Origin of the sequence: Parapedobacter tibetensis (genome assembly GCF_024704835.1) — a bacterium.
In the GTDB taxonomy this organism is placed as follows: domain Bacteria; phylum Bacteroidota; class Bacteroidia; order Sphingobacteriales; family Sphingobacteriaceae; genus Parapedobacter; species Parapedobacter tibetensis.
Genome location: NZ_JAMXBE010000020.1, coordinates 44,006 through 59,237, shown reverse-complemented (window position 1 = coordinate 59,237; position 15,232 = coordinate 44,006). Strand labels below are relative to the sequence as shown.

Genomic DNA, 15,232 nt, shown 5'->3' with positions numbered 1-15,232 from the left:
AAGGTTGTAAAATAGAATTGGTAATCCGATGAAGGGTTCTATCAGAAAATCAAAAATGTATCGTAATCATATCTTAACTTAGTGCAAAAGTTGTCCAGCAAGTGGGGGGTATCATACTTTTAAAAAAACGCCTCCTTAGCCAAGGCTCGCAGATTTTTTTCACCCCCAACAAAATAAACCCACTGTTTCACCGTTTTTTGTNAGTGCAAAAGTTGTCCAGCAAGTGGGGGGTATCATACTTTTAAAAAAACGCCTCCTTAGCCAAGGCTCGCAGATTTTTTTCACCCCCAACAAAATAAACCCACTGTTTCACCGTTTTTTGTATTAGGTTTAGGTTGATAGCCCCTAATCCCATTGGGGCGGATCCCCGTTATCTTTCAGGTAACGGGTTTCTTTTTTATCACCCTATTGTCTTTTTAACATATCTTAACAATCCCACTGTAACAAAGCGTGGCCGGTATGCGTTATATAGTCAGTTAGTAAAATTTGTCTTTTCATAATTTAGGTTTATAATTGGTTAGTTAGCAAGCCCCGATCCTCCCCGTTTCGGGGCTTGGTTTTAGCAGTTTTTATGGCGAGTGCGGGTTACCTTGCAATGTCGGATTTAAACCTCAAAAGTCAAAAAAGTAGCCTTTTAGTGTTCACTTTTTGCTGACGATTTACATAATTGTGATTGGAATTCTTTAGTTTTGGGTGTAGCTAGTTAGGGGAAGATTACAATATCATTCCCCCGAAGGAACGTTTGGAAAAGCTCAGGAATACGGACGAACAATGATATTGAAAGAAAGGAACGGCTATAACTACCTGAAATACCTGCTTACCGGTGTCTTTTCAGCCTTGCTGGTTATGGGGTATGCGCAGGAAGAGGAGGAACAGCAGGAAGAGAAGCGACAACCCGGTGAGCAACGGGACGAAAGGCAACCTACGCTTTTGGATTCCATCGATGTCGTACGTGATTACCGGCCGATGCTGGCCGATGCCGTAAAGATCCGGCGGAGCCCCGATATGCGTATCGACCGGGAAGCGCTTGAGATCGAGCTACGCCAGCTCGCCGCCGCCACTTATTTCGCAAAGAACGAATTCAAACAAGCTTATTACGGTAGGTTGCTGGAACGGCATCCGGGCGCTTCACGCAGCAATATCGATAATTACCGGATCGGCTTCTTGGCCTACCAGGCAGGCGAATACGAAAGAGCAACCTCTATTCTGGAGAAGTTGGCGGCTTCGGATGCCTTTTATCAGAGCTCGGTAATTGCTTTAGGCCATATTGCCCTGGAAACCGGCGATAAGCAACGTGCACGGAATGCGTTTGTCAAAGCGTCCAGACTGGATTTCGATCAGGCATTGAAAGCGGATGGGCTGTTTAACTATGCCAAAATCTTATATGAATTGGATTCCGCCCAGATGGCCCTGGAAGTCGCCCAGGGATATATCGCCCAAGAATATGCGGATAGTAATCCTGATGCAAAAAAAACAGAGAATGCGGAAACACTATTGGCCGAGATCTTGTTGGGCACGAGCAATTTCCACGCAGCGGTAAATATGCTGGAATCGTTCGACAACAGGGAGCGGAAAGCCGATATGGCCTATCAAAAAGTAACGTATTACCGCGGATTGGAGTTTTATAACGAGCGCGCTTTCGAAAACAGCATATCCATGTTCATGCGATCGGAAAAATTCCCGATCGATGCGGAAATGGCGGCGTTGGCCACGTATTGGAAAGCGGAGGCGATGTATGAAGTGCGCAAGTACAGGGAGGCGGTGGAAAACTTTTCCCGGTTCCTCCAGTTGCCCGCCGCACGAAACACCGATGTATACAGTTATGCGAACTATGCCCTGGCTTATGCGGCGTTCCGCAACAACAGCTTTGGAATGGCTGCCGATTATTTTGAACGCTTTTTGGCTAGCGAGGGAAGTTCGATGGAGGAAAATGTACGTCATGACGTAATCGCACGTTTGGGCGATTCGTATTTGTCCGTGCGCGATTACGGCCGAGCCAACCAATACTATGACCAGCTGATCAACGGCGAAGCTCCCAACCAGGACTATGCGTTGTTCCAGCGCGGTATTATCCAGGGATTGCAGGGCGACAATGAAACCAAGCTCAGCACCCTGCGGTCCGTTGCTGAACAATTCCCGGGTTCGAACTATGCGGATGACGTGGCCTTTGATATCCCGTACACGTATTTCACTATGGGAGATTACGATACCGCCATCGAGGGGCTGCAGCAGATGATCGAACAATACCCCCGCAGCAGTTATGTTCCCCGGGCGTTGATGACCATCGGGCTTGTCCAGTACAATAAAGATGACACCGAAGCGGCGAAGACCACCTTCCAGAAGGTGGTGGAGGAACATGCCACAACCGATGAGGCACGGCAAGCGATGCGTTCCATTGAAAACATCTACCTGGATCAGGGGGATGCTTCCAGTTATATTAATTACGCGACCAGCACCAATATCGGTGATCTGAGTGCCGCGGAGCAGGATAACCTGGCTTTCCAGGCAGCCCATTCCTTGTTTGCCAGGGGGGAATACGGACCGGCTGTGGAAGCGATCAATGCGTATTTTGATAAATTTCCGAAACCCATACAGGAAAAACATGCCCGTTATATCCGCGGGGTGAGTTCGTACCGTACCGGGCACCCGAAGGAAGCGCTGCACGACCTGAACATTATCCTGAACGACTGGACGAGCCAGTATACGGAGAACACCTTGCTGACGGTGGCCGCGTTATACCTGAGCTTGGAGGAATACAACGAGGCCATCGTGCACCTCAAAAAATTGGAGCTCACTTCAGAATATAAAGGAAACTATGGCTACGCGGTAACTAACCTGATGATTTGTTATTTCGAAATCGGTGACTTGGACCAGGTGGCCAAGTATGCGAAGTTGATAAGGAATTACGATCGGTCATCTGAGGAGGACATTGCCAAGGCACACTTGTACGGTGCGCGGGCCATGCTGCGGGAAGGGAAAGTGGAGCCCGCCATGAAGGGACTGAACCTGGCGGCGCTGAAGAGCCAAACGGCAGTCGGCGCAGAGGCACGGTACCGCGTGGGGCAACTGCAGTATGAAAACAAGGAATATGACAAAGCCCAGGAAACGGCCTTTGATGTGATCAACAACATGGGGTCACATGACTACTGGGTGGCCAGGAGCTTCATCCTGCTTGCGGATGCCTATGCGGGCAAAGGCGATGACTTCCAGGCGAAGAGCACGTTGGAAAGTGTGATTGAAAATTATGAAGAAGATGATGACGTCATCCCTTCCGCAAAAGAGCGTTTACAGAAATTGAACAAAAAGTAACGGGAATTTTTTAGCCACGATCGTGCAAAAATCAAACGGCGAGGAACGAGCAGGGGCACATTTGTACCTGATCCGTAGTGCCTAAGGGGAGGGTTACAGTTTCTTTTCAACCATAAATGCGGTTTTACACTCCCGTAGCGGTGCACCTTATGGGCTACGGTGGGAAGAATTACCGGCCGAAGACCGGCAGGAATGATTTCTTTATGTCGTACGCTGTCCGATTAGAGTTCGTCCTCCGTACCTAATCTTTCTCTCCAGCGATATATTATTGCCCATTGTATGTATAAAAAACTTTCTGCAAAACCTTTTTCACCGCTATATCGGCCTTACCATTTGTGCTACGGTCGCCCCCAATATTTAGGGTTTATCTCTATTCAAAAGGTAACAGGATGTTACGGACAGAGTTTAAGCCGTTTCACTATAATTTGAAATTCCTTTTTGCCCTCCTGAAAACATCATCAAAGTCCGGTATTTCATGCATCTGGTTACTCAACTTCTTTTCCCAGCCTTGCTTCAGGTTTTTTTCTTTTGCCAAAACCTTTGCTTCAAACAAATCCGGGTCATGCTTTTTATTTTTGGCCTTACGCTCAAATTCGGGCTTATGGTAGCGGGTATCCATTCTTTCCAGTCCGGTGCGCTACCGGGTACTCCAATGTTTCGCCCCGTGTAATATCGATCTTTACGTCCCTGCTATTGATGTTTCCCTGCAAGGGGCCGACGTAATTGATATAAAACGCAATGCTACCGCTGACGTGCGTATTCGCTTCCCCGAACTGCAAGGTAATATTAGCTTCTTCTTTTACGAAAACGTATATCTTTTCAAACTCCTGCAACAGTTCTTCATTGGTTATTTTTTCATCCAGCAAGGTAAAATCCAGATCCTCCGAAAAGCGGTAGTCAGGGAAATATGTTTTTTTAAGCACTGTCCCGCCTTTGAACACAAGCAGCTTTGACAGCAGTTCATTTTTCGCAATGCCGTACAGTATCCAACTCAATATGTAATCCTTTTCAATCTGGGTGTCTTTCAATCTGTTTTTTGCCGCCACCGCATTGATTTCTTTTGGGTGTATCATAACCTAAGTAAATATGGATGAAACAATATCTTCCGTGTCTATATTCTGCCGTATGCTCCATTTGCTGTTCAGCTTTCCGCTGTTTTCGTAAGAAGGCTCCAACAGCGTGAACGATTTTGTTTTCAGCTGTTGCAGCATATCCGCAATAGGGTTGTCTATTTCCAGCAATTCCAACAGGAAGCCTAACCTTTTGATCACGGCCTGTGTGCTGAACCGCTGGCAATACAACAGCAGTTTTTCGTAGTCGACCTTATCCCTCACCTTATATAAGGCCTTAGTAATTTCTGAAATACCGCCCCCGTTATCTGGCTTGTACAAACAGTCAATAAATGTCTTTTCGAGGTCACTGCAAGGCACTTTGTGATAGCTGTCAATCCAGATATTCTTTGCCCCGAAAAAATGTGTTTCGTTGTGGTAGATAAACCTGAACTGGTTGTTCCCAATGTTGAGCAAAGATGGCCTGATCTGCCTGTCCACGACAACCTGTTCCACCATTGAGGGTTGCGTAATAAGCCCGTGCAGTTCCAGTGCGCTATAATAGCCCACATAGTAGCCCGCATCACCCACAAGATAAGCAGCAGCCAGATGCACATCGGGAAAGTAACTGGTTGCATCCTGTTCATACGGGATAATCCAGTAAACCCCGTCTTTGAGCCGTAACAACAGCCCCCTGTTTACCATATCCCTGACGAGCTTTCTAACCGCATCGTCCGATGACGGCCTAAGCAAAGCGGACACTTCGGCGAGCGTAAAAGCGGGCTGGTTCAGATCTGTAAAATGCCTGATTACATTAGCGGACTTTGTCGATAAAGTTTTATGTCTTGTATACATATCGGGACTTTTAAAGTCCCTACAAAGATATGAAACACAACTACCTGCCATAATCAACCCTTTTTCACGACCAAATAACTTAGCCCAGGATCGTCCATCAGCCGCTCCATTTCCGGCTGGATAATATCCCGCACGTCCTGCTTTACCTGTAAATAATTGCGCTGTACCATGCCGTTGTCCAGCTTGCGGATGACCTCAATATCCTTGTAGCCGTCCTGCTCTGTATGGCCATAATCCGTTGCACATCCAGACGGCCGGAATAACTGACCACGCCAGCCGCATCGAGTAGCACCACCTGAGGGAAGGCATCGATTCCGTATCCCTCATTGATATTCGCGTCGGCTCCCCAAAGCATGTCGAAGGTTACCTTGTTCCGTTGCATGAAGGATCGGACCGTATTTTCGCTGTCTATTGTATTAACGCCCAAAATAACCAATGCATCCGCATCGTTCTGCGCGGCCAGTTCGTTCAGTATCGGTACGGCCTCAATGCAATAGCCGCAGTTCGTTATCCAGAATTCCAATAACACCATCCGGCCACGGTAGTCTGATAGCGTTTTCCGGCTCCCCGTACGTAAATCAATCAGGTCAATTTCAGGAGCCTTTTCGCCTATCTCGATAATGGATAAGGAACTGTGCGTCTCCGGCTCATAGTCTGCCAGGTACGTGGAGTAATACCACGAATTCTCGGCTGGGGCCGGTGGGTTGGTGTTCATGTCATCGAAGAGTGTCCGGCTCCTGTCCTGGCTGCCGTGCCTGGTCTGTAGTAAGGACAGGGGTAGCAGTGTTGTTTCTGGGCAAGCCGCTTTTCGTTGATCGCATAGCCCTGCACAAGATATTCCCTGAGTCGTTGTGTGGCCCAAATGCGGAATTGGGTGCCTCGTTTTGAATTTACTCTATATCCTACTGAAATGATGGCATCTAAGTTATAGAATTGAACGTTTCGACGTATTTGACGTTTGCCTTCCGTTTGAACTACCGAGAAAACCTCGGTAGTTGATTTTTCTTCTAGTTCCTTTTCTTTAAAGATATTCCGCAGATGCAAACCGATGGTATCGGTATCTTTTCCAAACAACTCCGCCATCTGTTTTTGATTCAACCAAATGGTATCATGTTCAAACTTAACTTCTACTAGCGTCTGCCCATCGCTGCTTTGATAAATCTCGATTTGGTTTTCGGTCATAAGATTCATAATTGATGAATGATGAAATTGTGATCCGTTTCGATCACATGCTCGTGACAAAGGTAAAAAATCTAATTAATAATGATAATATTTTTAGTAAAAATCATATTTCATCCTACTATACCTTCCCAATGCCGTTCCAATATTTCCATCTATCTGGTTCCTATTGGTAGCTGGATTTGCCACCGAGCTATTGGCGGCTAGTACACGTATTCTACCCCCGCATAATGCCCCGTTGATTGCCAGCCTGTATTTCGGCGCAATTTATTTCATTGGGGCTTTTGCAATCAGTTATTACAATCGGACAGAAGTCTTCAAATACCTTTGCTGGTACGGCATCCTCGGGCTAGCGCTCGAAATTGGTGTTGATATTCAAGCCGATTTGTCTAGGATGAATGATGGACATCCCATCATGACGCCTTATTTTTTGTTCGGATTGTTGACCGGCTTAACCGGCGGTTATTTAGTCGGACACTTTTCCAAATATCGTCTATCCAATAAGGATGTCATGGATGCAACATAACGTACCGCGAGAATTGCCCATCATCTCGAGATCGCAACCAAAAGAAACACGGCGCTGAAATATATCCACAATAAGCTAAACACCACATGCACTGTTGTTTCGAACGCCTTCCCCCGCCAGAGTTCTGACGCGTACCCAAAAAACTGGATCAACAGCCGGATAATCCAAAAAATACCCAACCCCAAAGAAATTGCCTTACCCATGCTGGTTGTGATGAGGTCCTCCGTATGCACTACGCATAGCAAGTCCATCATGAAAACGGTCAGCGCAATGAAGAACACATGTACCAGCATCATCGTTTTGAGCGAGAGGAGCTTTTCCGCTACTTTTCTGAATAACGGTAATGCCTCGCCGCCTGTTTCTGAGGGTGGTTGTGCGGACGTCGATGAGATTGTGATCGCAAGGCATACTCCCAAGATAACTTGTAGCGTCTTCATACCTGTTTGTCGCGGTGAAGGTTAAAATGTTGCTTGGCCTTTTAAACACATCTTATTCTCCCCGTTTCGGGGCTTTGTTTTTTACGACTTTTATAGCGATTATGGATTACACTGCGATGTCAGATTTTCAATTTTGGATGTAGCGGAACTCTGGGAAGATTACAGTAGCACCTCCTTCATTTATCCAATTCGGTATATTGACAAAAATACCATACATTTTGTATGAAATATTTTACAAAATGTAAAACAATTATTACTTTTGTCCCTAATGATTGCTTAAATTAAAGACGTTATGAAAAGAATACCACTGCTGCCCGGATACTTTCGCTGGTTAGGATTTGTCCTTGTTTTTATATCGGTTATGATTTTTCTGAATGACTTTTATTTGCCAATGAGTACTTATGAATTCACTAATTTGAAATTCAGGACATTTGTAATAGCTGATAATACACCTGCTAGAAACGGCGGACCCGTTTATTTTACTCTCTCCGATGTAAACCTGGGCTTCATTCTGATCGTTTTAGGGGCGCTTTTAGGTTTATGTGGGATAGCGTTCAGCAGAAAAATAATAGAAGATGAGTTTATTAATAGCCTGCGGCTGTTCGCTTGGTCATGGGCGATTATTTTGTCGATACTGTATGCAGTAATGGCCAACTTGTTCGTATTTGGAACGCCATATTTATCACTTATGGTTTTGTTTCCTCACTTTTTGTTGACCCTTTTTATCTTAATCTTTAACATTCAGTGGTGGCGTTATAGTAAGGGGAGGGGACAATGAAAAATCAAATCAAAATAAATCGCGTAATCAAAGGCTTCTCTCAGGAAACATTGGCGCAAGCGGTCGGAGTAACCCGGCAAACAATCAATGCCTTGGAAGCTGCGAAATATGTGCCTTCTACGGTTCTAGCACTAAAGCTGGCTCGGGTTTTAGAAAAAAAAATGGAGGAATTGTTTGAATTGGAAGAATCGGATATGTAGATGCTGTGCCTGTTGGCAAGTATAACATCTATTGCCAGTCGTTCCTGAATACAATTTAAAGTTTCCGGGTTTCGTTTTTAAACCAAGCTGTATTCTCGGTCTATTTTATTCCGATAGAAATTTTTGCACTTTTGGCTTTATTTTCATAATCTGATGCGAGATTTTATTACGAAATATGAAGTCTGGGTATTCTTGGCTCTAGCCCCTTTGCTCAATACCGTTATAACATATGCCAACAGCAAAGGAATTATAAGTGATTCCGTATACGGACACGGTCGTTTCTATGCCCTTTTGCTATCTTTAGTTTGTCTCATAACCTTTACGAGAGGGGTACGAGGGGTGAAAGATTTGTTCAGGCCTATGTTGGTATGGAAAATTAATCCTAAATGGTATTTATTTAGTTTATTATTCGCATTGACAATCTGTGCCCTCACACTATTACTTAAAAGCCTTTATTACGGAATTGATTATTCTTCGCTTATGAAGTTTAATTTTCCGTCAATAAGGTACGCCTTCGTCTTGTTGACTTGGGCATTCATGGGGGAGGTTGTCTGGGTCAGCTACGCCATCCGTGAATTATCAAAAACGTTAAACTCTTTTTATGCAAGTCAAATCATCGGTTTTTTCTGGACCTGTTGGTGGCTACCGTCAGTTTTAATCAATGCAGGTGTTATTCCTGACCTCCCGCTATGGCCATTATTACTGAATATGTTGGGCGTTGCGGGTATGTGTGCGGTTGTTTATGGAAAAACGAAAAGTGGTCTTTGTGTATGGTTATTACAGTTTATGCTGAATATGTCTATGCTGGCACTACCGGTCTCGCCAACAACAGGGGGTATCCCAACGTATAAAGCATTCGCCGTTCTCTATTTTGTGACGATGTTATGCTTTATGTATGTTATAAATCCGGCAAAAAAACTCAAGGCTCAGGTAACATTTGATGAGCCTTGAGACTTTAAAGACCGTAATCTGCTAATTACCCACCCGCGTGAAATCCAATAAAAATCCCTCCTATACTGAAATAGAGGGATTTAAGTGGTATATATAATGGAGAGCCGACGATGGGATTCGAACCTACGACCTACGCATTACGAATGCGTTGCTCTACCAGTTGAGCTACGTCGGCACCGTAAAATTTACGGGTGCAAACATAATTAATGTTGCAATAAAGCGAAAGGAATCGCCTTGTTTATTACTTATATCAGTAATTCTTCAGATGATGTAAGGATTGAGAACATGCGGAAAATCATCAATGACCTGAAAATTGAATAGTTGCTCAATTTGGTATGCGCCCCTCTTGATGACTGCTAGAGGCATCGAGGAAAACCAATGGATCGTGCTTGATTTTGACCTACCCACGGTCAAAGCCCATACTACTTTCAAAAACGCCAGCCCCTTTATCAAAGCTGTTATTGCCAATTCTTTTAAGGAGCGGTTGCATGCTATGCATACGGCGTAGGCAGGCCGAATATTCATAGTTGATGGTGATATTGCCGTTGGACTTTGTAAACCCGGTGCCCAGGTAGTCGGCAAAGCCGTTCTGGATCTCAAACGTTAAACGGTGGGCGGGTGCACTGCCGATCACCGTGTCGGCCATTGATTTTACAATGCCGCTGTCCGCTATGATGAGCGGCAGGAGGTTGCGAAGGGTTACGATGGAATTGAACAGTTCAGAACGACTGTTCAGTGCAACCGATGTTACCCTGTTTTAGGCAAAATCCATATACATCCTATCCGTCATTGTTGAGTGGATAGCCTCGGCAGGGTAGTCAAGTTCCCTCACGTATTGGTAACGGATCGTTTTGAGCGAAAGGAGCTTTTCTGTCCAGTTACTACTCAATCGCGGGTTGTGGCTGCGACGATTAAGGCGATTACCTGACGTCATCGACGGGTTGATGCAGTAGTGAAATTATCTAGTTTGGATGTAGCTGACAGAGCATTATACGGAGCCGTGGCGCGCTTCGGGGGTTTGTTTTTCGGCTATTTCATCAATATATATCTTGTAAATTAATCAATAGATGCTTTGTAATTTCATCAATATCGCTACCTTTACGCGAGGGAACTGACTGAGAAATCAAATTGACATGTTTATCGAACGACGCTTAACGCAACAAATTAACGCGCAACGGGACAAATTCCCCGTACTGGCAATTACCGGCCCCCGCCAATCGGGAAAGACAACCCTGCTGCGGCGGCTCTTTGAGGGGTATGAATATGTAACTCTGGAGAACCCGGATAGTCGGCAATTTGCAGAAACCGATCCGGTTGGCTTTCTTGATCGGTACGAGCGCCATGCCATCTTCGACGAAGTACAGCGTGTGCCGCAATTATTTTCTTATATACAAGGCCGAGTAGACGAAAGCGGACTTATGGGTCAATACATTCTTTCGGGTTCCCAGAATTTTCATTTACTGAAAAGCATCACGCAATCACTCGCGGGAAGGGTGGCACTATTCAAGCTTCTACCGCTGGATTTCCCCGAGCTCATCTCGAAGCAATTATTAGCTGACGACTATACCACCGCGGCGGTCAGCGGGGCATACCCGGCTATTTTCGATCGCGGTATCCAGCCGCATATATTTTATACGAACTATATCCAGACGTATGTAGAGAAGGACGTCACAGAGCTCTTGAACGTCCGTGATACTAGGCAATTCCGGCAATTTCTGGCACTATGTGCAGGGAGGGCCGGTCAATTATTGAATATCAGTGCATTGGCTAATGCATGCGATATTGCCTTCAATACCGCAAAAGCCTGGCTATCTATACTCGAAAGCAGTTACCTGGTTTTTCTCCTCCAGCCTTACTACCAAAACCGCAATAAGCGACTTATCAAGACCCCCAAATTGTATTTCTACGATACTGGTCTGTTATGCCACCTATTAGGCATCAAAACAGCGGATCAATTGGAAACCGACCGGTTAAAAGGCAGCGTGTTTGAAAATATGATGATTGCCGAATATCAAAAAAGAAATTTTCATCTATACGAACATCACGATTTTTCCTTTTGGCAGGATTCCTCCGGTAACGAAGTCGACTTACTTTGGCAAGAAGGCCGCACGTATAACGCTGTAGAAATAAAGGCCACTAAAACTATCACGAGCGAACTTTTCAAGCAATTGGATAAATTCGAAGCCCAAGCCCAGGGAACCATTCCGGCGCCAATACGTAAAATTCTGGTGTATGGTGGCGACGATAATCAACGGCGTACCCGCTACGAAGTTAAAAGCTGGCGGACGGCAACTTCGGTTAATTAAGTTTCTGCGCACCCGAAAGACGGAAACAGCGATACCCACTTCAAGATGTATGGTAGTGTAACGGGAACTGGGTCATCCGGATCAACCTAAACCTAAACGCTGTCGCGCCCAAGCCTTAGCCTTTCGCCAAATTTAACATATAGCTGCGATATGGTCAAGCTCCAATTCTACGTGTCTCCGGCTCATAGTCTGACAAGTACGTGGAGTAATACCACGAATTCTCGGCTGGGGCCGGTGGGTCAGTGTTCATGTCATCGAAGACTGTCCGGCTCCTGTCTCGGCTGCCGTGCCGATCACCGTGTCGGCCATCGATTTTACAATGCCGCTGTCCGCTATGATGAGCGGCAAGAGGTTGCGAAGGGTTACGATGGAATTGAACAGTTCAGAACGACTGTTCAGTGCAACCGATGCTACCCTATTTTCGGTTGTTATGGTTTTGCTTCCCGTGTTGACGTCAACGATTGCCGTATTGTTAAAAATAGCGAACCCATTGGCATGCGAGAACTGATACCTGAATCCTGCAAGGTCGTTTTCTTTGGCAAAATCCACATACATGCTACCGGTCATTGTTGAGTGGATAGCCTCGGCAGCGTAGTCAAGTTCCCTCACGTATTGGTAACTGATCGTTTTAAGCGACAGGAGCTTTTCCGCTGCTTTTCTGAATAACGGTAATGCCTCGCCGCCTGTTTCCGAGGGCGGTTGTGCTGCCGTCGATGAGATTGTGATCGCAAGGCATACTCCCAAGATAGCTTGTAGCGTCTTCATACCCTTTTAACATATCTTATTCTCCCCGTTTCGGGGCTTTGTTTTTTACGGCTTTTATAGCGATTATGGATTACACTGTGATGTCGGATTTTCAATTTTGGGCGTAGCGGAACTCTGGGAAGATTACAATTGATGTAGAATAGTCGATAAGTTAGGCAGGTAATCTACAAACCATTTGGGTAGATTTGTCGGCGCCAAGGTTTCTTTGGCTATCCCTTTCTCGATAAAAACCAATTCCTGATGTTCCAGTTGCGAGGTGTCAAGGATTTGCAGGGTGTCGAAGAGCTGAAATCGTTGGTCCAGCTGCCGCAAGTTGCCATAAAAGTTTTCCCTTAATGTCAGGGGGTCTACAAAATGCCCTCCCTCTTTTGCCCTTATAAGTACCCGGTTGGAGGATATATCCGGATTGCCCAGCCCCATAAAGACAAGATGTAACTGGTATCCGTTGGCCTTGAACCGTTCTGGCACTGCCCAGCTCTCATCCCTTGAGAAATGACCCTCATAAGCGAAGTCCGTGTTGTGTTGGATGGCTGTTTCAACCAATCGATTAAATACCTGCTCCACAAATTCCGAAGCCTGCTTATTCAATTCTTTCTGTACTTTCAGGCCGGCTTTCCATAGGGATGACTTCTTTTGAAGATACAATTTGTCGCCATCGAAAATCTCCCCGTCATATTCTGGAAAATAAGAGGCCCCTACCGTTGATTTTCCAGCTCCATTTGAGCCTGTGATGATATATAGGTGGGGCATTATGGATGTTATCGCAACTGATACTTGTTCCTGAAGTCGTTTGCTTCCCGTTGGTCAAGCGTGTGAATAACTTCGAAATCCATGCCGTTTGCTGATTGTTTGACCAAATTGATTGTCCCGTCAGGATACTCCAGATAACACATCGAGCCTTCCAGTTCCCTTGCATTAATCATGAAAGGGAATCCATTTTCAAGCCGTTGTATCCGAAGTCTTCTAACGGCATCACTCCCTTTTTTTGCCAGGTCTTTCAATGTAGTAACGCCCATATAAATTGCTTATTTTTTAATCAAACGCTGATTTACCCTCAAAAATACTAAATATTTATCAATTGGAAATATGCTTCCCGTGCTTTGCCCTTTACCGCAAGCTGTACGTTAAAACGGCAAAATGTCCGATAAATGTCCGTTAAATTCTCCAAATACGTTTGCATCTACATTCTGCTTCAGACTAGGGGTTTTGTTAGCATGCCTCGGTGCATCGCCACCTGTTTCTGAGGGCGGTTGTGCTGCCTTCGATGAGGTTGTAATCGAAAGGTATACTCCCACCAAGATAGCGTGTAGCGTCTTCATACCCCTTTTAAACACATCTTATTCTCCCCGTGTCGGGACTTTGTTTTTTACGACTTTTACAGCGATTATGGATTACACCGTGAAGTCGGATTTTCAATTTTGGGTGTAGCGGAACTCTGGGAAGATTACAGTATCAAATACAAATAGCTTAATCCTCTTCACTCAGTAATTGGTTTAGTTTGGTTTCGGTTAACCCATTTTTTTTCGCCGTCTTTCCAGCTTTATCCAATAGTTTATCAAATTCGGCTTCCTTCAATTCTCGGAGCATATCAGCTATTTTACGCTCATATTCTGCCTTGAGCGCAGGAGCACTGTTTCTCCAAACTCGGGCCAACGCACTATCAACCTCTAATACGATGCGATCCATAATAATGTTCCTTTCTGTCAAATGCATTTATACAAATTTACGAAATGTTTTGATAAACCCGAATTCTCCGCCAAATTCCAGTGGCATACCAGCTTATTTACGATTTCCCTTAATGCCATCTCGATTCCAACTAGCATATTTGATCGGGGTTAGATCGGATGATTTGATAAACTGTTCTGTTCCAGTCAATAAATGTGCCGAAATATAAGGTGAGTTATCCACAGACTATTAAATTTTAAACATAAAAATATTAGTAATTGGTTGGTACTTAGGTCATATTGCGTAACGTAATCTATAATTTTTATCCACACTGGGAATAATTCAACATCTGTTGATAACAATTCCTACCGTCCTGAAATTAAATGGATTAAATTTGTTTTGATGTGTTTTGCCCATAATTAAGTAGTTCTTAATTTGGTAAAGCGTTTAACAAATTTATGGATAGGTAGGGTGTTTTATGATGGTCGAAGAAAAAGTTGAGTTAAAGATTATAAAAGTTGTGGCAGAGCCACGGCTCTCTCTTAAGCGGTTTTCGCAGTATATGGTTGCCTCAGAGAGGAGAAAGAGCAGTATTTTGCGTGGATGTAAATACCCTGGCGATTATATTCCTAAGTTTTATGAAATGGCAAGAAAGCTTGTTTGCGATACATTTGCAGCCAATTTTGAAGACAGTGATTTGTATTTTGAGGAATTCAAAAAGCAAGCGCAAGTTTATCGAAATGAAGCAAAGGAATATCCAGAAAATAAGGATGGCTACAAAAATCGAATTTATTCCGCTAATGGGTTAAATGCTATATGTACGATGTCATCACTTTTAACTCCGGTTCTGGACAAATACACTGTAAATAGTAATTTAACCCACAGAAGAGATTCCATAACAAAGAATGGAGTTCGAATTGGGGCGATGGCCGATATGTTAATATATGATGATGTCGGAGCGACACAAGTAGGGTTTTTAAAATTCAATTTTACGGCAAAAAAGATGTCCAAGGTTGAGGCAGATACTATGCTGTTTGTTTTGCAAGAATTTTTCAGTAAGAAAGGTGTCAAACTAAACCCGAAGAGTTGTTTTATTGTAGACGTATTTGATTCGAGAATTTTCACGGCCGCTAGCATGTCAGGTATCGAGACAGATGTTGATAAAAATATTCTGGAGATTAGAGAAAATTGGGATTTGTTATAGTTTGTGAT

Annotated in this window: 20 protein-coding genes and 1 tRNA gene; 7 read left to right on the top strand and 14 right to left on the bottom strand. The window is 44.5% G+C overall.

Going from position 1 to position 15,232, the window contains the following annotated elements; genetic code table 11:
* Nucleotides 1-771: 771 nt before the first annotated feature.
* A complete protein-coding gene (locus tag NF543_RS22805; protein WP_257670517.1) occupies nucleotides 772-3,309 on the top strand; it encodes a tetratricopeptide repeat protein in 2,538 nt (845 codons plus the stop codon).
* A 418-nt stretch (nucleotides 3,310-3,727) separates the two neighbouring features.
* On the opposite strand, the gene NF543_RS22800 is transcribed toward NF543_RS22805, so the two are convergent.
* The 5 genes from NF543_RS22800 to NF543_RS22780 form a co-directional block, all read right to left on the bottom strand.
* Nucleotides 3,728-3,928, bottom strand: coding sequence for a hypothetical protein (locus tag NF543_RS22800; protein WP_257670516.1), 201 nt, complete (start codon nucleotides 3,926-3,928; stop codon nucleotides 3,728-3,730).
* Nucleotides 3,909-4,382 carry a nucleotidyl transferase AbiEii/AbiGii toxin family protein gene (locus tag NF543_RS22795; RefSeq protein WP_257670515.1) on the bottom strand — a complete coding sequence of 158 codons (474 nt, stop codon included), beginning with the start codon at nucleotides 4,380-4,382 and terminating at the stop codon, nucleotides 3,909-3,911. The genes NF543_RS22800 and NF543_RS22795 overlap by 20 nt, the downstream gene beginning before the upstream one ends.
* Nucleotides 4,383-4,385: 3 nt before the next feature.
* A complete protein-coding gene (locus tag NF543_RS22790; RefSeq protein WP_257670514.1) occupies nucleotides 4,386-5,213 on the bottom strand; it encodes a type IV toxin-antitoxin system AbiEi family antitoxin domain-containing protein in 828 nt (275 codons plus the stop codon).
* A gap of 142 nt (nucleotides 5,214-5,355) precedes the next feature.
* Nucleotides 5,356-5,928: a peroxiredoxin family protein gene (locus tag NF543_RS22785; RefSeq protein WP_257670513.1), complete on the bottom strand. Its 573-nt coding sequence runs from the start codon at nucleotides 5,926-5,928 to the stop codon at nucleotides 5,356-5,358.
* Nucleotides 5,925-6,395, bottom strand: a complete 471-nt coding sequence (locus NF543_RS22780) for a virulence RhuM family protein (RefSeq protein WP_257670512.1) — start codon at nucleotides 6,393-6,395, stop codon at nucleotides 5,925-5,927. Before NF543_RS22780 ends, NF543_RS22785 begins: the two co-directional genes overlap by 4 nt.
* A 166-nt stretch (nucleotides 6,396-6,561) precedes the next feature.
* Here NF543_RS22780 and NF543_RS22775 point away from each other — a divergent pair, with 166 nt between their 5' ends.
* Nucleotides 6,562-6,918 carry a hypothetical protein gene (locus tag NF543_RS22775; RefSeq protein WP_257670511.1) on the top strand — a complete coding sequence of 119 codons (357 nt, stop codon included), beginning with the start codon at nucleotides 6,562-6,564 and terminating at the stop codon, nucleotides 6,916-6,918.
* A 20-nt stretch (nucleotides 6,919-6,938) separates the two neighbouring features.
* Here the strand turns inward: NF543_RS22775 and NF543_RS22770 are convergent, their stop codons facing one another.
* A complete protein-coding gene (locus NF543_RS22770) occupies nucleotides 6,939-7,355 on the bottom strand; it encodes a hypothetical protein (RefSeq protein ID WP_257670510.1) in 417 nt (138 codons plus the stop codon).
* 292 nt (nucleotides 7,356-7,647) lie between these two features.
* Between NF543_RS22770 and NF543_RS22765 the strand changes: the two genes are divergently transcribed.
* The 3 genes from NF543_RS22765 to NF543_RS22755 all read left to right on the top strand — a co-directional run bounded on the left by NF543_RS22765 (nucleotide 7,648) and on the right by NF543_RS22755 (nucleotide 9,284).
* Complete coding sequence (locus NF543_RS22765) at nucleotides 7,648-8,133, top strand: hypothetical protein (RefSeq protein WP_257670509.1); 486 nt, start codon at nucleotides 7,648-7,650, stop codon at nucleotides 8,131-8,133.
* Nucleotides 8,130-8,333 (top strand): helix-turn-helix transcriptional regulator, encoded by a 204-nt coding sequence (locus tag NF543_RS22760; RefSeq protein WP_257670508.1) that lies wholly within the window; start codon nucleotides 8,130-8,132, stop codon nucleotides 8,331-8,333. The genes NF543_RS22765 and NF543_RS22760 overlap by 4 nt, the downstream gene beginning before the upstream one ends.
* Nucleotides 8,334-8,486: 153 nt before the next feature.
* Nucleotides 8,487-9,284 (top strand): hypothetical protein, encoded by a 798-nt coding sequence (locus NF543_RS22755; protein WP_257670507.1) that lies wholly within the window; start codon nucleotides 8,487-8,489, stop codon nucleotides 9,282-9,284.
* A gap of 102 nt (nucleotides 9,285-9,386) precedes the next feature.
* Here NF543_RS22755 and NF543_RS22750 read toward each other — a convergent pair.
* The 3 genes from NF543_RS22750 to NF543_RS22740 all read right to left on the bottom strand — a co-directional run bounded on the left by NF543_RS22750 (nucleotide 9,387) and on the right by NF543_RS22740 (nucleotide 10,218).
* A tRNA-Thr gene (locus NF543_RS22750) sits at nucleotides 9,387-9,459 on the bottom strand.
* Between the two features lie 225 nt (nucleotides 9,460-9,684).
* Nucleotides 9,685-9,930: a hypothetical protein gene (locus tag NF543_RS22745; protein WP_257670506.1), complete on the bottom strand. Its 246-nt coding sequence runs from the start codon at nucleotides 9,928-9,930 to the stop codon at nucleotides 9,685-9,687.
* Nucleotides 9,931-10,041: 111 nt separating this feature from the next.
* Nucleotides 10,042-10,218: a hypothetical protein gene (locus NF543_RS22740; RefSeq protein WP_257670505.1), complete on the bottom strand. Its 177-nt coding sequence runs from the start codon at nucleotides 10,216-10,218 to the stop codon at nucleotides 10,042-10,044.
* 199 nt (nucleotides 10,219-10,417) lie between these two features.
* Between NF543_RS22740 and NF543_RS22735 the strand changes: the two genes are divergently transcribed.
* A complete protein-coding gene (locus tag NF543_RS22735) occupies nucleotides 10,418-11,590 on the top strand; it encodes an ATP-binding protein (RefSeq protein ID WP_257670504.1) in 1,173 nt (390 codons plus the stop codon).
* A 246-nt stretch (nucleotides 11,591-11,836) separates the two neighbouring features.
* Here the strand turns inward: NF543_RS22735 and NF543_RS22730 are convergent, their stop codons facing one another.
* The 5 genes from NF543_RS22730 to NF543_RS22710 all read right to left on the bottom strand — a co-directional run bounded on the left by NF543_RS22730 (nucleotide 11,837) and on the right by NF543_RS22710 (nucleotide 14,041).
* Entirely contained in the window at nucleotides 11,837-12,355 is a 519-nt protein-coding gene (locus tag NF543_RS22730) for a hypothetical protein (RefSeq protein WP_257957555.1), read from the bottom strand.
* 123 nt (nucleotides 12,356-12,478) lie between these two features.
* The gene (locus NF543_RS22725) at nucleotides 12,479-13,105 is read right to left on the bottom strand and encodes an ATPase (protein WP_257670502.1); all 627 of its coding nucleotides are present in this window, start codon (nucleotides 13,103-13,105) and stop codon (nucleotides 12,479-12,481) included.
* 8 nt (nucleotides 13,106-13,113) lie between these two features.
* On the bottom strand, nucleotides 13,114-13,371 hold the full coding sequence (locus NF543_RS22720; protein ID WP_257670501.1) for a hypothetical protein: 258 nt from the start codon (nucleotides 13,369-13,371) through the stop codon (nucleotides 13,114-13,116).
* A gap of 108 nt (nucleotides 13,372-13,479) precedes the next feature.
* Nucleotides 13,480-13,674, bottom strand: a complete 195-nt coding sequence (locus NF543_RS22715; protein WP_257670500.1) for a hypothetical protein — start codon at nucleotides 13,672-13,674, stop codon at nucleotides 13,480-13,482.
* 148 nt (nucleotides 13,675-13,822) lie between these two features.
* Entirely contained in the window at nucleotides 13,823-14,041 is a 219-nt protein-coding gene (locus tag NF543_RS22710) for a hypothetical protein (protein WP_257670499.1), read from the bottom strand.
* A gap of 457 nt (nucleotides 14,042-14,498) precedes the next feature.
* Between NF543_RS22710 and NF543_RS22705 the strand changes: the two genes are divergently transcribed.
* Complete coding sequence (locus tag NF543_RS22705; RefSeq protein ID WP_257670498.1) at nucleotides 14,499-15,224, top strand: hypothetical protein; 726 nt, start codon at nucleotides 14,499-14,501, stop codon at nucleotides 15,222-15,224.
* Nucleotides 15,225-15,232: the final 8 nt, after the last annotated feature.

Coding starts and splice junctions, on each gene's coding strand:
- NF543_RS22805 (WP_257670517.1), top strand. CDS start 772: ATGATATTGAAAGAAAGGAACGGCTATAACTACCTGAAATACCTGCTT.
- NF543_RS22800 (WP_257670516.1), bottom strand. CDS start 3,928: ATGGATACCCGCTACCATAAGCCCGAATTTGAGCGTAAGGCCAAAAAT.
- NF543_RS22795 (WP_257670515.1), bottom strand. CDS start 4,382: ATGATACACCCAAAAGAAATCAATGCGGTGGCGGCAAAAAACAGATTG.
- NF543_RS22790 (WP_257670514.1), bottom strand. CDS start 5,213: ATGTATACAAGACATAAAACTTTATCGACAAAGTCCGCTAATGTAATC.
- NF543_RS22785 (WP_257670513.1), bottom strand. CDS start 5,928: ATGAACACCAACCCACCGGCCCCAGCCGAGAATTCGTGGTATTACTCC.
- NF543_RS22780 (WP_257670512.1), bottom strand. CDS start 6,395: ATGACCGAAAACCAAATCGAGATTTATCAAAGCAGCGATGGGCAGACG.
- NF543_RS22770 (WP_257670510.1), bottom strand. CDS start 7,355: ATGAAGACGCTACAAGTTATCTTGGGAGTATGCCTTGCGATCACAATC.
- NF543_RS22765 (WP_257670509.1), top strand. CDS start 7,648: ATGAAAAGAATACCACTGCTGCCCGGATACTTTCGCTGGTTAGGATTT.
- NF543_RS22760 (WP_257670508.1), top strand. CDS start 8,130: ATGAAAAATCAAATCAAAATAAATCGCGTAATCAAAGGCTTCTCTCAG.
- NF543_RS22755 (WP_257670507.1), top strand. CDS start 8,487: ATGCGAGATTTTATTACGAAATATGAAGTCTGGGTATTCTTGGCTCTA.
- NF543_RS22745 (WP_257670506.1), bottom strand. CDS start 9,930: ATGGCCGACACGGTGATCGGCAGTGCACCCGCCCACCGTTTAACGTTT.
- NF543_RS22740 (WP_257670505.1), bottom strand. CDS start 10,218: ATGACGTCAGGTAATCGCCTTAATCGTCGCAGCCACAACCCGCGATTG.
- NF543_RS22735 (WP_257670504.1), top strand. CDS start 10,418: ATGTTTATCGAACGACGCTTAACGCAACAAATTAACGCGCAACGGGAC.
- NF543_RS22730 (WP_257957555.1), bottom strand. CDS start 12,355: ATGAAGACGCTACAAGCTATCTTGGGAGTATGCCTTGCGATCACAATC.
- NF543_RS22725 (WP_257670502.1), bottom strand. CDS start 13,105: ATGCCCCACCTATATATCATCACAGGCTCAAATGGAGCTGGAAAATCA.
- NF543_RS22720 (WP_257670501.1), bottom strand. CDS start 13,371: ATGGGCGTTACTACATTGAAAGACCTGGCAAAAAAAGGGAGTGATGCC.
- NF543_RS22715 (WP_257670500.1), bottom strand. CDS start 13,674: ATGAAGACGCTACACGCTATCTTGGTGGGAGTATACCTTTCGATTACA.
- NF543_RS22710 (WP_257670499.1), bottom strand. CDS start 14,041: ATGGATCGCATCGTATTAGAGGTTGATAGTGCGTTGGCCCGAGTTTGG.
- NF543_RS22705 (WP_257670498.1), top strand. CDS start 14,499: ATGATGGTCGAAGAAAAAGTTGAGTTAAAGATTATAAAAGTTGTGGCA.